Here is a 15,631-nt window from a genome sequence, read left to right on the forward strand (position 1 = left end):
GCCGGTCCGTCCGGCGGAAGCGGCCAAGTCCCGTGCTACGTTCGCCGGATGACCGATTCTGTCGTACTGGACACGGTGGATCTGCGGATTCTGCGGCTGTTGCAGAACGACGCCCGGGCGACCTACCGCGAGCTGGCCGAGGCGACCGGGGTGGCCGCCTCCACCTGCCTGGACCGGGTGGCGCGGCTGCGCCGGTCCGGGGTGATCCTCGGGCACCGGCTGGAGCTGGACCCGGCGAAGCTGGGGCGCGGGCTCCAGGCGCTGCTGTCGGTGCAGGTACGGCCGCACCGGCGGGAGCTGGTCGGGCCGTTCGTGGACCGCATCCGGGCGCTGCCGGAGTCGCGGGCGGTCTTCCACCTGACGGGCCCGGACGACTACCTGGTCCATGTCGCGGTGGCGGACATGGCCGATCTCCAGCGGCTGGTGCTGGACGAGTTCACGTCCCGGCGGGAGGTGGCACGGGTGGAGACGCGGCTGATCTTCCAGCAGTGGGAGTGCGGGCCGATGCTGCCGCCGGGGACAGCCGAAACCGGAAGGTAGTGACGCAGAGGGCCCGGCCGTACGAGGATGGCCCCATGTCAGAGTTGAAGAACCCGTTGCCCCGTGAGGTCGCCGACGCCTACGTCGACGAGCTCATCGCCCTCGACCCGATCACCGGTACGTATCTCGGAGTGGCGGAGAGCTCCGGGAAGCTGCCCGATTTCTCCCCGGCCGGGCGGCAGGCCGCGGCCGACCTGGCGACCGCGACGCTGGCCGCGCTGGAGGAGGCGGAGCGGCGCCCCGGCGGGGACAGCGAGGAGGAGCGGCGCTGCGCCCGGCTGCTGCGCGAGCGGCTCACCGCCGAACTGGCGGTGCACCAGGCCGACGAGGACCTGCGGGCCGTCAGCAACATCCACTCCCCCGCGCACTCGGTGCGCGAGGTCTTCACCGTGACCCCGACCGGCACCGACGAGGAGTGGGCGGCCGTGGTGGAGCGGCTGCGTGCCGTGCCCGCGACGCTGGAGGGGTACCGGCAGTCGCTGGAACTGGGCCTGGAGCGCAAGCTGTACGGCGGCCCGCGGCCGACGGCGACCTTCGTCGGGCAGCTCACCGAGTGGGCGGGCGAGGAGGGCCGGCCGGGCTGGTTCGAGACCTTCGCGGCGGACGGCCCCGAGGCGCTCCGCGCGGAGCTGGACCAGGCGGGGGCCGGGGCGAGCGCGGCGGTGGCGGCGCTGCGGGACTGGATGCGCGACGTGTACGCGCCGGCGGTCGAGGGGCAGCCGGACACGGTGGGCCGCGAGCGGTACCGGCGCTGGTCCCGCTACTTCAACGGCACCGACCTGGACCTGGACGAGGCGTACGCGTACGGCTGGGCGGAGTACCACCGGCTGCTCGGCGAGATGCGCACCGAGGCGGAGAAGGTGCTGCCGGGCGCGGCCACGCCGTGGGAGGCGCTGAAGCACCTGGACGAGCACGGCGCGCACATCGAGGGCGTGGACGAGGTCCGCGACTGGCTCCAGAGCGTGATGGACGAGGCCATCGAGGCGCTGGACGGGACCCACTTCGAGCTGGCGGAGCGGGTGCGCCGGGTGGAGTCGCGGATCGCCCCGCCCGGCGGGGCCGCCGCCCCGTACTACACCGCCCCCTCGGAGGACTTCTCGCGGCCGGGACGCACCTGGCTGCCGACCATGGGTGAGACCCGCTTCCCCGTCTACGACCTGGTGTCGACCTGGTACCACGAGGGTGTCCCGGGCCACCACCTCCAGCTGGCGCAGTGGACCCACGTGGCGGAGAGCCTCTCGCGCTACCAGGCGACGGTCGGCATGGTCAGCGCCAACTGCGAGGGCTGGGCGCTCTACGCGGAGCGGCTCATGGACGAGCTGGGCTTCCTGACCGACGCGGAGCGCCGGCTCGGATACCTGGACGCGCAGATGATGCGGGCGACGCGGGTCATCGTCGACATCGGCATGCACCTGGAGCTGGCCATTCCGGACGACTCGCCGTTCCACCCGGGCGAGCGGTGGACGCCGGAGCTGGCGCAGGAGTTCTTCGGGCTGCACAGCGGGCGTCCGGCGGAGTTCGTGGAGAGCGAGCTGACCCGCTACCTCTCCATGCCCGGCCAGGCGATCGGCTACAAGCTGGGTGAGCGCGCCTGGCTGCTGGGCCGCGCCAACGCCCGCGCGGCGCACGGCGACGCCTTCGACGCCAAGGCGTGGCACATGGCGGCGCTGTCGCTGGGTTCGCTGGGCCTGGACGACCTGGTGGACGAGTTGTCGAAGCTCTGACGGGTACGCCGCCCGGGGGCGGGCTCCTTCGCCCGGCCCCCGGGCGGCGCCCCGGCCCCCGGTCAGTGCCGGAAGCCGCCCTCGGAGTCGACGACCTGGCCAGTGATCCACCCCGCCTCGTCGGTGGCGAGCCAGGAGAGCAGCCGCGCCGGGTCGTCGGGCATGCCCCAGCGCCCGGCGGGGAAGAGCCCGGCGATGTGGTCGTACGCCTCACCGGTGAGGTAACCGGTGTCGACGGGGCCGGGGTTGACCGTGTTGACGGTGGTGCCGGGCGGGGCGAGCGTGGTGGCGAGGGAGCGGGTGGCGGAGGCCAGGGCGCCGGGGGACGTGGCCCTGGTCCGGGGCGATGGTGGAACGGGAGCCGGCCAGGGCGAGGCCGGCGGCGACTGCGGCGACGTCGGTGCGACGGCGAGGGCGTCGAGCGGGAGTGCCGCCGCCCTGGCGGGGGGGCGGGGCGGGACGGAGCGGACCGCCGACGGGGACTTCCCGGTGGCCGCCGGAGAGGGGCTGCGTATCGGCGCTGAGCTGCTGTCCCATGGGCCCGAACCAGGATTCGGGCCACCGCTCCCTGAAGGAGTGACCCCCGGCGAACTGGCTGATGAGCCGAGGATGCCCCTGCTAGAGATACCCCATGACCGAGTCTTCCCCGGACGCCACCGACTGGCGCATCCTGGAGGCCCTCCAGCGGGACGGGCGGGCCAGTTTCGCCGAGCTGGCGCGGGCCGTGTCGATGTCGGCGAGCGCGGTGACCGAGCGGGTGCGGCGGCTGGAGGAGGCCGGGATCGTGCGCGGCTACACCGCGGTGGTCGATCCGGAGCGGCTCGGGTACGCCATCCTCGCCTTCGTCCGTCTGCGCTGCCCGCAGGGCACCTGCAAGCCCTTCCACGACCTGGTGGCGACCACCCCGCAGATCCTGGAGGCGCACCACGTGGCCGGGGACGACTGCTTCATGATCAAGGTCGCGGCCCGCTCGATGCGCCACCTGGAGGAGGTGACGGGCCGGATCGCCGGACTCGGTTCGGTGACGACCAGCGTCGTGTACTCCTCCCCGCTGGCCCGGCGGGCGATCGGCCCCTGACGGTACGGCGGACGGCCCGGCCCGGCGGTCAGCCGCCGGTGCCGTGGACCCGCAGCCGCGAGCCGTCCCGCCCCTTCACGACCTCCAGTTGGGTGTGGACGCGGCGGCGCAGGTCGGCGACGTGGCTGACGATGCCGACGCTGCGGTCCCGTTCGCGCAGGGCGTCCAGGACGTCGAGGACGTCGTCGAGGGTCTGGTCGTCCAGGCTGCCGAAGCCCTCGTCGATGAAGAGGGTGTCCAGCCGCACCCCGCCCGCCTCGTCGGTGACCACGTCGGCGAGGCCGAGGGCGAGCGCGAGGGAGGCGAAGAACGACTCGCCGCCGGAGAGCGTGGCGGTGTCCCGCTCCCTCCCGGTCCAGGCGTCCACCACGCGCAGCCCCAGCCCGGAACGGCCGCGTCCGGAGCGGTCGGCGGTGTGCACGAGGGTGTAGCGGCCACCGGACATGCGGTGCAGGCGCACGGTGGCGGCCGCCGCCACCTGTTCGAGCCGGGCGGCCAGCACGTACGACTCCAGCCGCATCCGGCGTTCGTTCTCCGCCGAGGTCCCGGCGGTCAGCTGGGCCAGCCGGGTCACCCGCTCGTGCTCCGCCCGCAGCGGGCCCAGCCGCCGGGCCTCCGCCGTGGCCTGGCGGGAGAGGGTGTCGAGCGCGGCGGCGTCGCGGTCGGCCGCCTCGTCGGTGGCGGCGGCGGCGCGCAGTCGCAGGTCGGCGCGGCGGGCCCGGTCGGCGGCGGCGTCCGGGTCGGCGGGTGGCAGGTCGGCGGCGTCGGCGGTGGCCGGGTCGGCGAGGGCGGAGCGCAGCTCGGCCTCCTGCAGCTGGCGGGCGTCGACGAGGTGCTGGAGTTCGCGGTGGCCCGCGTCGTCCAGGAGGGCGGCGGCCGCCTGCTCCGGCCTGTCGAAACCGGCCCGGTAGGCGGCGTCGGCGAGGCGCGCGTCGGCCTCCTTGAGCCGGGTGGCGCTCTCCTCGGCCACACGGACCGCCTCGGCGGCCTCGGTGAGCAGTGCGGCCCGCTCCTCCAACTGACGGGCGCGTTCGGCGACGCCCGCCGCACCCCCACGCGCCTGGTCCAACTCCGCGCCGAGGGCGGCCTGTTCCCGTACCAGGCCGTCGCGGAGTGTGGCGCGGGCGGCGGCCCGGCGCTCGGCCGCGTGACGCTCGGCGAGGCGGCGCTCGTGTTCCCGCTCGGCGGCGTCGAGGCGGTGCCGGACGGCATGCAGCCCTTCGGCGGCGGCCATCGCCCCGGCGTGCTCGGCGGTGAGCCGGTGTGCCTGCGCCTCCAGCCCGGCGACCTCGGCGGTGGTGGCGGCGGCCGTCGCGGCGGCCAGCTCCTCTCGTACGGCACCCAGGGCTCGTTCGGCCTCGGCCCGCTCGGCGTCGCAGCGGCGGTAGGCGGCGTGCGCCGCGTCCTCGGCCCGCTGGTCGACATGGCCCTCGCCGCGGGCGGCCGGGCGGGGGTGGCTGGTGGCGCCGCAGACCTCGCAGGGCTCGCCGTCGGTGAGGCGGGCGGCGAGTTCGGCGGCGATGTGGGCGAGGCGGCTCTCCTTCAGTGCCAGCCAGTGCCGCTGGGCGGCGGCGGCCGCCTCGGCGGCGGTGAGTGCGGCGGCGCGGGCCCGGCCGGCGTCGGCGGACAGCGTGTCGCGGCGGCGGGCGGCGTCGAGCCGGTCGCGGGCGGGGCCGAGCAGGGCGGCGAGCCGTTCGGCGCGGGCGGCGGCCTCCCGGGCTTCGTCCTCCTCGTGCTGGAGCGCGGCGCGGGCGTCGTCCCAGCGGTCCAGCCAGTCGGCGGTGTCGGTCAGCAGCGCCTCGTCGGCCTGCTCGTCGCGGTCGGCGCGGGCCAGCTCCCCGGACAGCTCGGCGTGGCGCCGCTCGGCGCGGCGGGCGGAGGCGAGCGCGCCCAGTTCCTCGACGGCGGTGCGGGCGAGCGCGGCCAGCCGGGCGGCGGTGGCGGCGTGTTCGGCGGGGAGCGCGGCGCGGGCCTGTTCCTCGGCCCGGCGGGCGCGGGCGTGGGCCCGGCCGGCGGCGGTCCTGAGGTCGAGCGCTCCTTGCACGGCGGCGGCCTTGCGGGCGCGGGTGAGCCGGGTGAGCCGCTCCTGGTGGGCGTCGGCGGTGGCGGCCAGCCGCTCGCGACGCCGGTGCAGCCGCTCGGCGTGCTGCTGGAGGCGGTGGAGTTCGCGGGCCTCGTCCAGGGCGCGCCGGGCGGCTGTCTGTTCCTGTTCGGCGGCGGTGAGGGCGAGCCGGGCGATGGTGCGGCGTTCACGCAGGGTGGAGCGGGCGGTGGCGGCCCAGCCGAGCACCTCGGCGGCGAGGCCCGGCTCGCCCGGTTCCGCCTGCGGGACGGGCCCGCCGGTGCGGTCGCCCGCGACCTGCCGCATCCGCTGGAGGGCGGCGAGCAGGACGCGGTCGCCCTCCTGGACACGGTCGGCGGCGGCCCGCCGCAGCTCGGCGAGGTGCTGCTCGACGGCGGCGAACCGGCGGGTGTCGAAGAGCCGGCCCAGCAGCCGCCCCCGGGCTTCGGCGTCGGCCCGCAGGAACCGGGCGAAGTCGCCCTGCGGCAACAGGACCACCTGGCAGAACTGCTCCTTGCTCATGCCGAGCAGCTGGCTGATCTCCTCGCCGGTCTCCTGGTGGGAGCGGCTGAGGTCGCGCCAGGTGCCGGTGGCCGGGTCGTGCTCGCGCAGCCAGGTCTGCGCCTTGTCGAGGGTGGTGCCGCTGCCGCGCTTCTTGGGGCGCTCCCAGGCCGGCTGGCGGGTGACCTCCAGGCGCCGCCCGGCGACGGTGAGGTCGAGGACGACCTCGGCGCGGATGTCGGGCGCGGCGTGGTCGCTGCGCAGCCCGGTGCCCTGGGCGCCAACGGCGCGTTCGCCGGGCAGGGAGCCGTAGAGGGCGTAGCAGACGGCATCGAGGACGGAGGTCTTGCCGGCGCCGGTCGGGCCGTGGAGGAGGAAGAGCCCGGCGGCGCTGAGCGCGTCGAAGTCGACCTCGTGGGCCTCGCCGAAGGGGCCGAAGGCGGTGATGCCCAGCCGGTGCAGCCTCATCGGTGGACCTCGCCCAGGTGGTCGGCGGTGCGGACGGCGTCCAGAGCCTCGTGCAGCAGCGCGCGCTCGGCGGGGTCGGGGCCCGCGCCGCCGCGCACGTGGCCGACGAAGTCCTCGGCGATCTGCCGGTCGTCGCGGCCGCTGAGCCGCCGCGCGTACGAGTCGAGGGCCGCCTCCTCGCTCCGGTCGGGGGCGAAGACGAGGCTGAGGGTGTGCGGGAACCGCTCCTGGAGGCGGGCCATCGGGTCGGCGGGCCGCACGGCGTCGGTGAGCGTCACCTCGATCCAGGCGTCCTCGTGCGCGGCGAGGCTCGCGTCGGCGAGCAGGTCCTCCAGGGTGCCCCTCAGCCGGGCGAGCGGGCGTGGCACCGGGCAGTCCAGCCGCTCGGCGCTCACCTCGCCGTCCGCGTCCAGGTCTACGAGCCACATGCTCTTGCGGTGGTCGGCCTCGGAGAAGGAGTACGGCAGCGGGGACCCTGCGTAGCGGACACGCGGGGTGAGGGTCTGGCAGCCGTGCAGGTGGCCGAGGGCGGCGTAGTCGACGCCGTCGAAGACGTCCAGGGGGACGGCGGCGACGCCGCCGACGGTGATGTCGCGCTCGCTGTCACTGACGGCGGCACCGGTCACGAAGGCGTGGGCGAGGACGACGGAGCGGGTGCCCGGGGTGCGACCGGCGAGGTCGGCGCGGACCTGGTCCATGGCGGCCCGCAGCACGGCCTCATGGCCGGCCCGGCCGACCCCGAGCACGTCCTTGACCAGGGCCGGTTCGAGGTACGGCAGGCCGTAGAAGGCGACGTCGCCGTGGCGGTCGGCCAGCACGACCGGATCGCCGCAGGCGGCGGGCGAGGTCCGCAGGTGGATTCCGGCGCGGTCGATGAGCCCTGCGCCGACGCCGAGGCGGCGGGCGGAGTCGTGGTTGCCGGAGATCATCACGGTGGGGATGCCGGCCTCGGCGAGCTGGTGGAGGGCGGTGTCGAAGAGTTCGACGGCGGCGAGCGGCGGGACCGCCCGGTCGTAGACGTCCCCGGCGACCACCACCACGTCGGCCTCCCGCGCCTGGGCGGTCGCGACGAGGTGGGTGATGAAGTCGGCCTGTGCGCCGAGCATGCTCACCCGGTGGAAGGAACGCCCGAGGTGCCAGTCCGAGGTGTGCAGAATCCTCACCGCACCCCACCGCCCCACGTCTCCACCCGCACTGTGCCTCCCGAACCGACGCCGCCCGCACCGGCCCGACCACCGGCGCCGACCACGCTAACGCCGACCACCGACAGCTCCGGCCCGCACCCGGGAAGAATGCGAGGTCACGTACGGATACGACCGCTTATGTCCGCCGCGTTCGAAGGGTGCCTGGTGCTGTCGGACACCGCCCGTACCCTGTGCCCGGCCGGACCGCCGGGGGCCCTCTTCGCGGTCGCCTTCCGGTCCGGCGGTGGGCGGCCGGGCGCGCGGCCTCACCCGATCGGCCCGTCCCCCGCGTTGCGCGCCCCGCGGCGGCTGCCCAGCCTGAGGCCATGGTCCCTTCGCACACCACCGGTCCGGGCAGCACCGTCGTCGTCTACGGGGAGCCGGACCACCGGCACCGGCTCACGGTCCACCTCGATTTGCGCTGCCCCTTCTGCAAGCGGATGGAGAACGGGCTGGGCACGGTCATGACGGACGCCGCCGACCAGGGGCGGTTCACCCTGCACTACCGTTTCGCGACGATCATCGACGACGCGGCGGGCGGCAGCGGCTCGCTGACCGGGCTGAGCGCGCTCGGGGCGGCCGCCGACGAGGGGCAGCGGCAGTTCGCCCAGTACCTTCACGTGCTCTTCGCCGAGCAGCCGGCCGAGGAGGTCGACGCCTTCGCCGACACCGGCACGCTGGTCACCCTCGCCGGGGAGGTCGACGGGCTGCGCGGCGAGGGGTTCGACCGCAAGGTCCACGAGGGCACGTACCTGCCGTGGGCCCGGGAGGTCTCGGCGGCCTTCGGGACCAGCGGCGTGCGGGGCACCCCGACGGTGCTGCTCGACGGCACCCCGCTACCGGTCATCAATCCGATGGGGTACGCCGTCAGCCCGGAGGCGTTCCTCGCCGAGCTGCCCCGGGCGTGAGGGGCGCCGGGGCCCGGTCAGGCGTCGCCGTACGCCTCTCCGCCGGGCAGGAACTCCGCCTCGCCGGCGGTGGCGTCCGCCAGCCAGCTCCGGAAGGACTCGACGTCGGCGTCGGGCAGCCCGATGTCGAGGGTGACGCGTTCGCCGTAGTGGACGTCGCGGATGGTGCGTCCGGCGGCCCGCAGGTCGTTCTGGAGGCGTCCGGCGCGCTCGTGGCCGACGGTGACCGAGGCGAGCCGGAACCGGCGCCGGGTGCGGGTGCCGAGCGCGTCGAGAGCCTCGCCGACGCTGCCGCCGTAGGCGCGGATGAGGCCGCCCGCGCCGAGCTTGACTCCGCCGTAGTAGCGGGTGACGACGGCGACGGCGTACCGGATGTCGCGGCGCAGCAGCATCTGGAGCATGGGTACGCCGGCCGTGCCGCCGGGTTCGCCGTCGTCGGCGGCCTTCTGCACGGAGGCGTCGGCGCCGATGACGTAGGCGTAGCAGTTGTGGGTGGCGTCGGCGTGGGCGCGGCGGACGCGGGCGATCACCGCCCGGGCCTCTTCCTCGGTGGCCGCCGGGGCCAGGGTGCACAGGAAACGCGAACGGTTGATCTCGGTCTCGTGCACGCCCTCACGGGCCACGGTGCGGTACTCGTCCTGCATCCGGCCAGCCTATGCGGCGCCGGGGGCGGGCCGTGGGGCGGGGAATGGGACCGGCGCGCGCGGGGTTCGCCCGGAGGGGTCGCGAACGCGGCGGCCGTCGCGCGAACGAGGAGAGCGTCATGCCGGAGCCTTACGGAGACAGCGAGACCGTCCGCCGCATCCTGCGGGAGAGCGGCGGCACCTGGGCGGTCGTCGGTCTCTCCGCCAACCAGGAGCGGGCCGCGTACGGAGTGGCCCGGGTGCTGCAGCGGTACGGCAAGCGGATCGTGCCGGTGCACCCGAAGGCGGACACCGTCCACGGGGAGCGGGGGTACCCGTCGCTGGAGGCGGTGCCCTTCCCGGTCGACGTGGTGGACGTGTTCGTCAACTCCGCCCTCGCCGGGGAGGTCGTCGACCAGGCGGTGGCCATCGGCGCGAAGGCGGTCTGGTTCCAGCTCGGCGTCGTCGACGAGGCCGCCTGGGAGCGGACCCGGGCGGCGGGTCTGGACATGGTCATGGACCGCTGCCCGGCGATTGAGATCCCCGCGCTGGGGTGACGTCCGGCGGACCGGAGGCACCGGCCCCGCCACGGTGAACCCGCCGACTCGTCGCGCTCGGCGCGGTCCACCTCAAGGCGTCGGGCGCGAGGGCGGCTCTGGAGCCCGCCAGGTCCGGCGGGCGGTCTCGCCTGCGGTCAGGGTGAGGGGTGCCGCGGTGAGGTGAGGGACCTCCCGGACGCCCTGGGGGGCGCGGCGCGGCACCCGCGCAACAGCTCACGCCCCCTCAGCCGCCGCTCTCCGCCTCCCAGGTGGCCAGCGCCCGCAGTTGAGCGGGGGTCACGTCGTCGGGCAGGGGCACCGGCGGCGGAGTGCGCAGCGGGGGCTGCCAGCCCTCCTCCCGGGTCCAGCGGCGGACCACCCGGGCGGGAGCGCCGGCGACCACCGCGTGGTCGGGGACGGTGCCGCGCACCACGGAGCCCGCGCCGACGACGACGTTCCGGCCGATCCGGGCGCCCGGCAGGATCACGGCGCCGGTCCCTATCCAGCAGCCGGGGCCTATCGACACCGGGTCGGTGCGGGGCCACTGGCGGCCGATGGGCTCGTGCGGGTCGTCGTAGCTGTGGTTGGTGGAGGTCACGTAGACGTACGGGCCGAAGTAGCAGTTGTCGCCGATGGTGACCGTGGTGTCGGCGATGACGTGGCTGCCCCGGCCGAGGACGACGCCGTCGCCGATGTGCAGGATCGGGTCGGGGCCGAGGTCGAGGTCGGGCATGAGCCCGGCGGTGAGGGTGACCTGTTCGGCGATGATGCAGAAGGCGCCGACGCGTATCCAGGGCTCGCCGAAGATGGTGCCCTGCGGGTAGGCGATGCGGGTGCCGTCGCCGAGCGCGCCGAACCGCAGCCGCCCCGGATGCTCGGCGGTGACCGTGCCCGCCTGCCGTACCCAGCGGCGGCCGGACTGCACGGCGGCGTGCGCGAGGCGGGCGCCGGTGCGGGCCAGCGGGGTCAGGGGGTTCTTCGGCACCCGGTCACCCTACTCACCGGTAGAGCGGCCGGGACCCGCCCGGAGCTGTGATCTTCGCCCCAGGGAGGCGGTGCGTCCCGCGCTGCGGCCGGGGCGTCACCCCTCGGCGACGGCCCCGCTGTGGGCCTCGGCGAGCGCGCGGTAGCCGTCGGCGTTGAAGCGGATGCCCTCACGCTCCTCCTCGGTCAGTTCGCGGCGGACCTTGGCGGGCACCCCGGCGACCAGCGAGCCGGGCGGCACCCGCATCCCCTGCGGGACCAGAGCCTGGGCGGCGACGAGAGAACCGGCCCCGATGCGGGCGCCGTTGAGCACGGTGGCACCCATGCCGACGAGGACGTCGTCCTCGATGACGCAGCCGTGCAGCACGGCGTTGTGGCCGACGGAGACCCCGGTGCCGATGGTGACCTCGAAGCCGGGGTCGACATGGACGGTGGCGTTGTCCTGGATGTTGCTGCCGGCACCCAGCCGGACGGGGCCGCAGTCGGCGCGCAGCACGGCGTTGTACCAGAGGCTGGAGCCTTCGGCCATGACGACGTCCCCGATGACGACGGAGCCGGGCGCCGTGAAGGCCCCCGGGTCGATCTCCGGTTCCCTGCCGCCGATCGCGAGGATCGTGGTGCCGTTCGCCATGCCGCCTCCTGCCGCTCCGCCGGGCGCGTGGCCGCGCCGGAAAGCACCGTACGCGACGTCGCGTCAGCCGGCGGTCGCCCGCCCCCGCGTGCGCGGGGGCGGGCCGGGGAGACCAGGACGATCCCGCCGGGCAGCGGGATGCCGGGGCTCTCCAGGCCGATGACCGCGCCGGCGAGGGCGTGGAGCTGCGGGCCGGGGCGGTCACCGTCCGCTCCCGCACCTGCGCAGCCGGTTGCTCCCGCATCGCGCTGGACCCGGTGGATTCCGGGCACGGACGCGCGCCGCGTACTGGACCGCGACGAGGCGGGCCGCCGCGCCGGCCGGGTACGTCCGGGCCCGCGGGAGAGGCTCCCCCGGCGCCCCTGCCGGGGAGTCGGCGAACGCCGGACCGGTCAGCCGTCGGGACGCAGGGTCCAGACCACGGTCATCTCGCCGGTGACGGCGCCGTCCTCGCGAGCGATCTCGACGTGGACGGGGAACTCCGGGCGGGCCCCCGCGTCGAGTTCGGCGACGACCTCGGCGGCGGGGCGGCCGAGGACGGCGGTGGCGGTGACCTGGCCGAGGGCGAGCTTGCGGTAGCGGATGCCGGCGCTGGCTGCGAGCGGGACGGCGCGGGTCAGCTGGTCGCCGAAGGCGGCGAGCACGACGGCTCCGCTGACCGACTCGGCGAGCGCGAACATCGCTCCGGCGTGCGGGCCGCCGACGTGGTTGTGGTAGGCGGCCTGGTCGGGAAGGTGGGCCACCGCCCGCTCGGGGGTGATCTCGCCGAAGGCGAGGTCGAGGGTGCGCACCATGGGCACCGCGGCGGCGAGCAGCTCGCCGATGGACATCTGCGCTGCGCTCATGAACCGGATGTTACCCACGGGTAGCGAGAGTTGGCCATGGTTTCCCGGCAGCGGTCGTGACGGAGTCGGGACAGCGCGGGCGTGGCAGCGGCCCTCCCGCGGCCTCTATGGTTACTGGCCATGTGGCCAGGACAGCAGCCGCCCGGGGGCGAGCAGAACCCGCAGGACCAGAACCAGAATCCGAATGCGGGAGGAACTGCGCAGCAGGGTCAGAATCCACCCGTGCCGGGCAGCACGCCCCCGCCGGAACCCAACCCGTACCAGCAGCCGGGGTACCAGCAACCCAACCCCTATCAGCAGCCGGGATACCAGCAGACGCCGTACCCGCCCCAGCCGGGCCAGTCCGGCCAGTGGGCCGCGCCGACCGTCACCGTGGGCCCCCAGCCGCCCGGGAACGACCGGAAGAAGACCACCGTCGTGGCCATCGTCGCGGCGACGGCGGTCGTGGTGGCGACGGCCGCCACCGGCTTCCTGGTGTTCGGCGGGGACGACGGCGAGAAGGGCACCGCCGACGGCAAGCCCTCGCCGGCCGCCTCCGCCGGGGAGTCCGGCGAGCCGACCGGGCAGGAACCGAGCGAGAAGCCGGGGAACCCGCGCGACGGCAGCAACGTCGAGCGGCCCACCATCGCCGGGTGGACGGCCGTGATCAACCCGCGCTTCGGCACCGTCTTCGACGTGCCCCAGGGCTGGGAACTGGAGTCCACCGACACCAGCCTGGGCTTCGAGTGGGAGAACGAGGACGGCGAGCTGGACCGCACCACGATCACCGCTCCCGCCGTGCTGAAACCCAAGTGGTGCACGGACGACGCGGACAAGGACGGCTCCACCAGCGACACCTCGCTGGCGGCCGTCGGCACCCGTGGTGAGAACGGTGCCAAGGATGTCGACGATGCCGCCGTGACCCGGGTCCCGTGGTGGATCTTCGGCGGCTACACCGAGCCCGACAAGAAGAGCGTCAAGCAGGGCAAGCCCAAGCCGTACACCACCGAATCCGGACTCAAGGGCAGCGTGATCACCGCGCACTCGGAGAACACCCCGCAGAAGGGCAAGTGCGCGAGCGACGGCAAGGCCATCACCTTCGCCTTCCAGAACGGCGCCGGCGACTACGTCACCTGGAACCTCTACGGCGCCAAGGGCGTCAAGGACGAACTCGCCGAGGACACCATCCAGAAGATCCTGAGCACCGTACGGCTCACCAAGGAGGAGCCGACGGGCTGAGCCCCGCACCTTCCGGGCGCCCGGGTGGCCGGCACTGCCCGAACGGTTATCCGGGCCCGCCCGGATAACCGTTTGCCCACGTCGGGGGCCGGAGGGCAGAGTCGAGCGGTGAGTACCCCACCCCCTGCTCCGTCGCGCCTGCTGCCCCGGATGCCCGACTGGGCGAGCCGCAACTTCACGCTGCTGACCTCGGCCGCCTTCATCACCTCGCTCGGCAGCCACGGGGCGCTGATCGCCGCCGCCTTCGCGGTCCTGGAGCAGGGCGGTGACGCGGGGGACGTCGGCCTGGTGGCCGCCGCCAGGACCGTCCCGCTGATCCTGTTCCTGCTGATCGGCGGGGCGGTCGCGGACCGGCTGCCGCGCCACCGGGTGATGGTCACCGCCAACCTGCTCAACTGCCTCTCGCAGGCCGCCTTCGCCGCGCTGGTCCTGGCCGGTTCGCCGCTGCTGTGGCAGATGATGCTGCTCGCCGCGCTCGGCGGCACCGGGCAGGCGTTCTTCTCCCCGGCCGCCGAGGGCATGCTGATGGCCACCGTGGACCGGAAGAACGCCTCGAAGGCGTTCGCCGTGTTCCGGCTGACGATGAACGGCGCCACCATCGGCGGGGCCGCGCTCGGCGGCGCGATGGTCGCCGTGGTCGGGCCCGGCTGGGTCCTCGCGGTGGACGCCGCCGCTTTCGCCGCCTCGGCCGGGCTGCGGGCCCTGCTCGACCTCAGCGGCACGCCGCGCCGGGCGCAGGGCGGCAACCTCCTCGCCGACCTGCGGGACGGCTGGCACGAGGCGCTGGCCCGGCCGTGGTTCTGGAGCATCGTCGCCCAGTTCTCCGTGGTGGTCGCCGTGATCGGCGCCGCCGAGTCGGTGTACGGGCCGCTGGTCGCCCGGGACCACCTCGGCGGACCCGCGCCCTGGGGATTCGCCCTGGCGGCCTTCGGGGTGGGCACCGTGGTGGGGGCGGTGGTGATGATGCGCTGGCAACCCAGGAGGCCGCTGCTGGCCGGCACGCTCTGCGTCTTCACGCTGGCCCTGCCCTCGGCCGGGCTCGCCGTACCCCTCCCGGTGCCGGGCCTGGTGGGCGTGATGTTCGTCAGCGGCGTCGCCGTCGAGGTGTTCGGCGTCGCCTGGATCACCACGATGCACCAGGAGATCCCGGAGGAGAAGTTCTCCCGGATGTCCGCCTACGACTGGTTGGGCTCGATAGGCATGGTCCCCCTGGCGACGGCGCTCGCGGGCCCCGCCGAGTCGGCCTTCGGCCGGAGCAACGCGCTGTGGGGCGGGGCCGTCCTCATCGTGCTGGTCACCGCCGCCGTGCTCTTCGTGCCGCAGGTGCGCACCATGACGCGCCGGCCGGAGCGGGCGGACGCCTCCGCAGCCGTCGACGAAGGCGGGGCGGTGCCTGGGGCGGCCGTGGCGACGGCCGCCTCCGAACCGGCGCCGGCAACCGACTCCGACTCAGACGCCGCCGACGCGGAAGGTGCCGCCCGGCGGTACGGGTGAGCCCACCGCCTCGTCCTCGTCGACCGGCCGGGCGGAACCGGTGAACTTGCGCAGTTCCCCGCCGTCCACCACCCGTGCGGGGAACGGGTCGGCCGCCGTCCTGCGGGCCAGTTCCGCCGTGTCGAGCGGGTGGTCGGAGGCGACCAGGACGGCGTTGCCGAACCGCCGCCCGCGCAGCACGCCCGGTTCGGCGACGAGTGCCAGGTGGGCGAAGGCCACCTGGAACGTGGCCAGTTGCGAGCGCAGGAAGGCGAACGGCGCGCCGTCGGCCAGGTTGGCGGCGAACACCCCGCCCGGCCGCAGCACCCGGGCCACCTCCCGGGCGCAGCCCAGCGTGGTCAGCTCGGCGGGCACCCGGGAGCCGCCGAAGACGTCCCCGACGACGGCGTCCGCGCTGCCGCCGGGCGCCTCGGCCAGCCAGCGGCGGGCGTCGGCGCCGTGCACCGTGATCCCCGAGGCGTCACCACCGTAGGGCAGGTGCTCGCGGACCAGGCTGCTCAGGGCACGGTCGTACTCCACCACCTGCTGGCGGACACCGGGGCGGGCGGCGGCCATCCGGCGGGGCAGGGTGAGGGCGCCGCCGCCCAGGTGGACGAGGTCGAGGGCGTCGACCGCCAGCGTGTCCAGGACGTGGGCGATCCGGCACTGGTACTCGAACTCCAGGTACGCGGGGTCGTCGAGGTCCACGTAGGACTGCGGCGCGTCGTCCACCGTCAGGAGCCAGGCGCGGGGGCGGTCGACGTCGGGGAGCAGGCGGGCGGTGCCGCCGTGGACGGCGCGGATCACGGGGAGGGAGTCGTTCACTGCGGCATTGTGCCCTCTGGAGCTGGTC

General features: G+C 75.1%; 14 protein-coding genes and 1 pseudogene. 7 read left to right on the forward strand and 8 right to left on the reverse strand.

Going from position 1 to position 15,631, the window contains the following annotated elements:
• Nucleotides 1-48: 48 nt before the first annotated feature.
• Both ACSLIC_RS01675 and ACSLIC_RS01680 read left to right on the forward strand, forming a co-directional pair.
• Entirely contained in the window at nt 49-540 is a 492-nt protein-coding gene (locus tag ACSLIC_RS01675) for an Lrp/AsnC family transcriptional regulator (RefSeq protein ID WP_436735892.1), read from the forward strand.
• Between the two features lie 35 nt (nt 541-575).
• On the forward strand, nt 576-2,264 hold the full coding sequence (locus ACSLIC_RS01680) for a DUF885 domain-containing protein (protein WP_436735893.1): 1,689 nt from the start codon (nt 576-578) through the stop codon (nt 2,262-2,264).
• 62 nt (nt 2,265-2,326) lie between these two features.
• Here the strand turns inward: ACSLIC_RS01680 and ACSLIC_RS01685 are convergent.
• Nucleotides 2,327-2,590: pseudogene (locus tag ACSLIC_RS01685) on the reverse strand (SDR family oxidoreductase); the annotation flags it as partial.
• A 305-nt stretch (nt 2,591-2,895) separates the two neighbouring features.
• On the opposite strand from ACSLIC_RS01685, the gene ACSLIC_RS01690 reads away from it, so the two are divergent.
• Complete coding sequence (locus ACSLIC_RS01690; RefSeq protein WP_436735894.1) at nt 2,896-3,342, forward strand: Lrp/AsnC family transcriptional regulator; 447 nt, start codon at nt 2,896-2,898, stop codon at nt 3,340-3,342.
• Between the two features lie 28 nt (nt 3,343-3,370).
• Here ACSLIC_RS01690 and ACSLIC_RS01695 read toward each other — a convergent pair whose 3' ends face one another.
• On the reverse strand, nt 3,371-6,373 hold the full coding sequence (locus ACSLIC_RS01695) for an AAA family ATPase (RefSeq protein WP_436735895.1): 3,003 nt from the start codon (nt 6,371-6,373) through the stop codon (nt 3,371-3,373).
• Entirely contained in the window at nt 6,370-7,536 is a 1,167-nt protein-coding gene (locus tag ACSLIC_RS01700; protein ID WP_436735896.1) for an exonuclease SbcCD subunit D, read from the reverse strand. The genes ACSLIC_RS01695 and ACSLIC_RS01700 overlap by 4 nt, the downstream gene beginning before the upstream one ends.
• 347 nt (nt 7,537-7,883) lie before the next feature.
• Between ACSLIC_RS01700 and ACSLIC_RS01705 the strand changes: the two genes are divergently transcribed.
• Nucleotides 7,884-8,465: a DsbA family protein gene (locus ACSLIC_RS01705; protein ID WP_436735897.1), complete on the forward strand. Its 582-nt coding sequence runs from the start codon at nt 7,884-7,886 to the stop codon at nt 8,463-8,465.
• Nucleotides 8,466-8,482: 17 nt separating this feature from the next.
• On the opposite strand, the gene ACSLIC_RS01710 is transcribed toward ACSLIC_RS01705, so the two are convergent.
• Entirely contained in the window at nt 8,483-9,109 is a 627-nt protein-coding gene (locus ACSLIC_RS01710; RefSeq protein WP_436735898.1) for a YigZ family protein, read from the reverse strand.
• A gap of 119 nt (nt 9,110-9,228) precedes the next feature.
• Here ACSLIC_RS01710 and ACSLIC_RS01715 point away from each other — a divergent pair, with 119 nt between their 5' ends.
• Nucleotides 9,229-9,645, forward strand: a complete 417-nt coding sequence (locus tag ACSLIC_RS01715) for a CoA-binding protein (protein ID WP_436735899.1) — start codon at nt 9,229-9,231, stop codon at nt 9,643-9,645.
• A 226-nt stretch (nt 9,646-9,871) separates the two neighbouring features.
• Here ACSLIC_RS01715 and ACSLIC_RS01720 read toward each other — a convergent pair whose 3' ends face one another.
• The 3 genes from ACSLIC_RS01720 to ACSLIC_RS01730 form a co-directional block, all read right to left on the reverse strand.
• Nucleotides 9,872-10,612, reverse strand: a complete 741-nt coding sequence (locus ACSLIC_RS01720; protein WP_436735900.1) for an acyltransferase — start codon at nt 10,610-10,612, stop codon at nt 9,872-9,874.
• 96 nt (nt 10,613-10,708) lie between these two features.
• Nucleotides 10,709-11,242: a gamma carbonic anhydrase family protein gene (locus ACSLIC_RS01725; protein WP_436735901.1), complete on the reverse strand. Its 534-nt coding sequence runs from the start codon at nt 11,240-11,242 to the stop codon at nt 10,709-10,711.
• Between the two features lie 392 nt (nt 11,243-11,634).
• A complete protein-coding gene (locus tag ACSLIC_RS01730) occupies nt 11,635-12,072 on the reverse strand; it encodes a DUF4442 domain-containing protein (protein ID WP_436740243.1) in 438 nt (145 codons plus the stop codon).
• 135 nt (nt 12,073-12,207) lie between these two features.
• On the opposite strand from ACSLIC_RS01730, the gene ACSLIC_RS01735 reads away from it, so the two are divergent.
• Nucleotides 12,208-13,305 (forward strand): hypothetical protein, encoded by a 1,098-nt coding sequence (locus ACSLIC_RS01735; RefSeq protein ID WP_436735902.1) that lies wholly within the window; start codon nt 12,208-12,210, stop codon nt 13,303-13,305.
• A gap of 150 nt (nt 13,306-13,455) precedes the next feature.
• Nucleotides 13,456-14,799, forward strand: a complete 1,344-nt coding sequence (locus ACSLIC_RS01740; RefSeq protein WP_436740244.1) for an MFS transporter — start codon at nt 13,456-13,458, stop codon at nt 14,797-14,799.
• On the opposite strand, the gene ACSLIC_RS01745 is transcribed toward ACSLIC_RS01740, so the two are convergent.
• Complete coding sequence (locus ACSLIC_RS01745; RefSeq protein WP_436735903.1) at nt 14,755-15,603, reverse strand: spermidine synthase; 849 nt, start codon at nt 15,601-15,603, stop codon at nt 14,755-14,757. The two genes, ACSLIC_RS01740 and ACSLIC_RS01745, sit on opposite strands and share 45 nt — an antisense overlap.
• Nucleotides 15,604-15,631 lie beyond the last annotated feature (28 nt).

This window comes from Streptomyces sp. BBFR102, assembly GCF_051397025.1.
Lineage (GTDB): Bacteria > Actinomycetota > Actinomycetes > Streptomycetales > Streptomycetaceae > Streptomyces.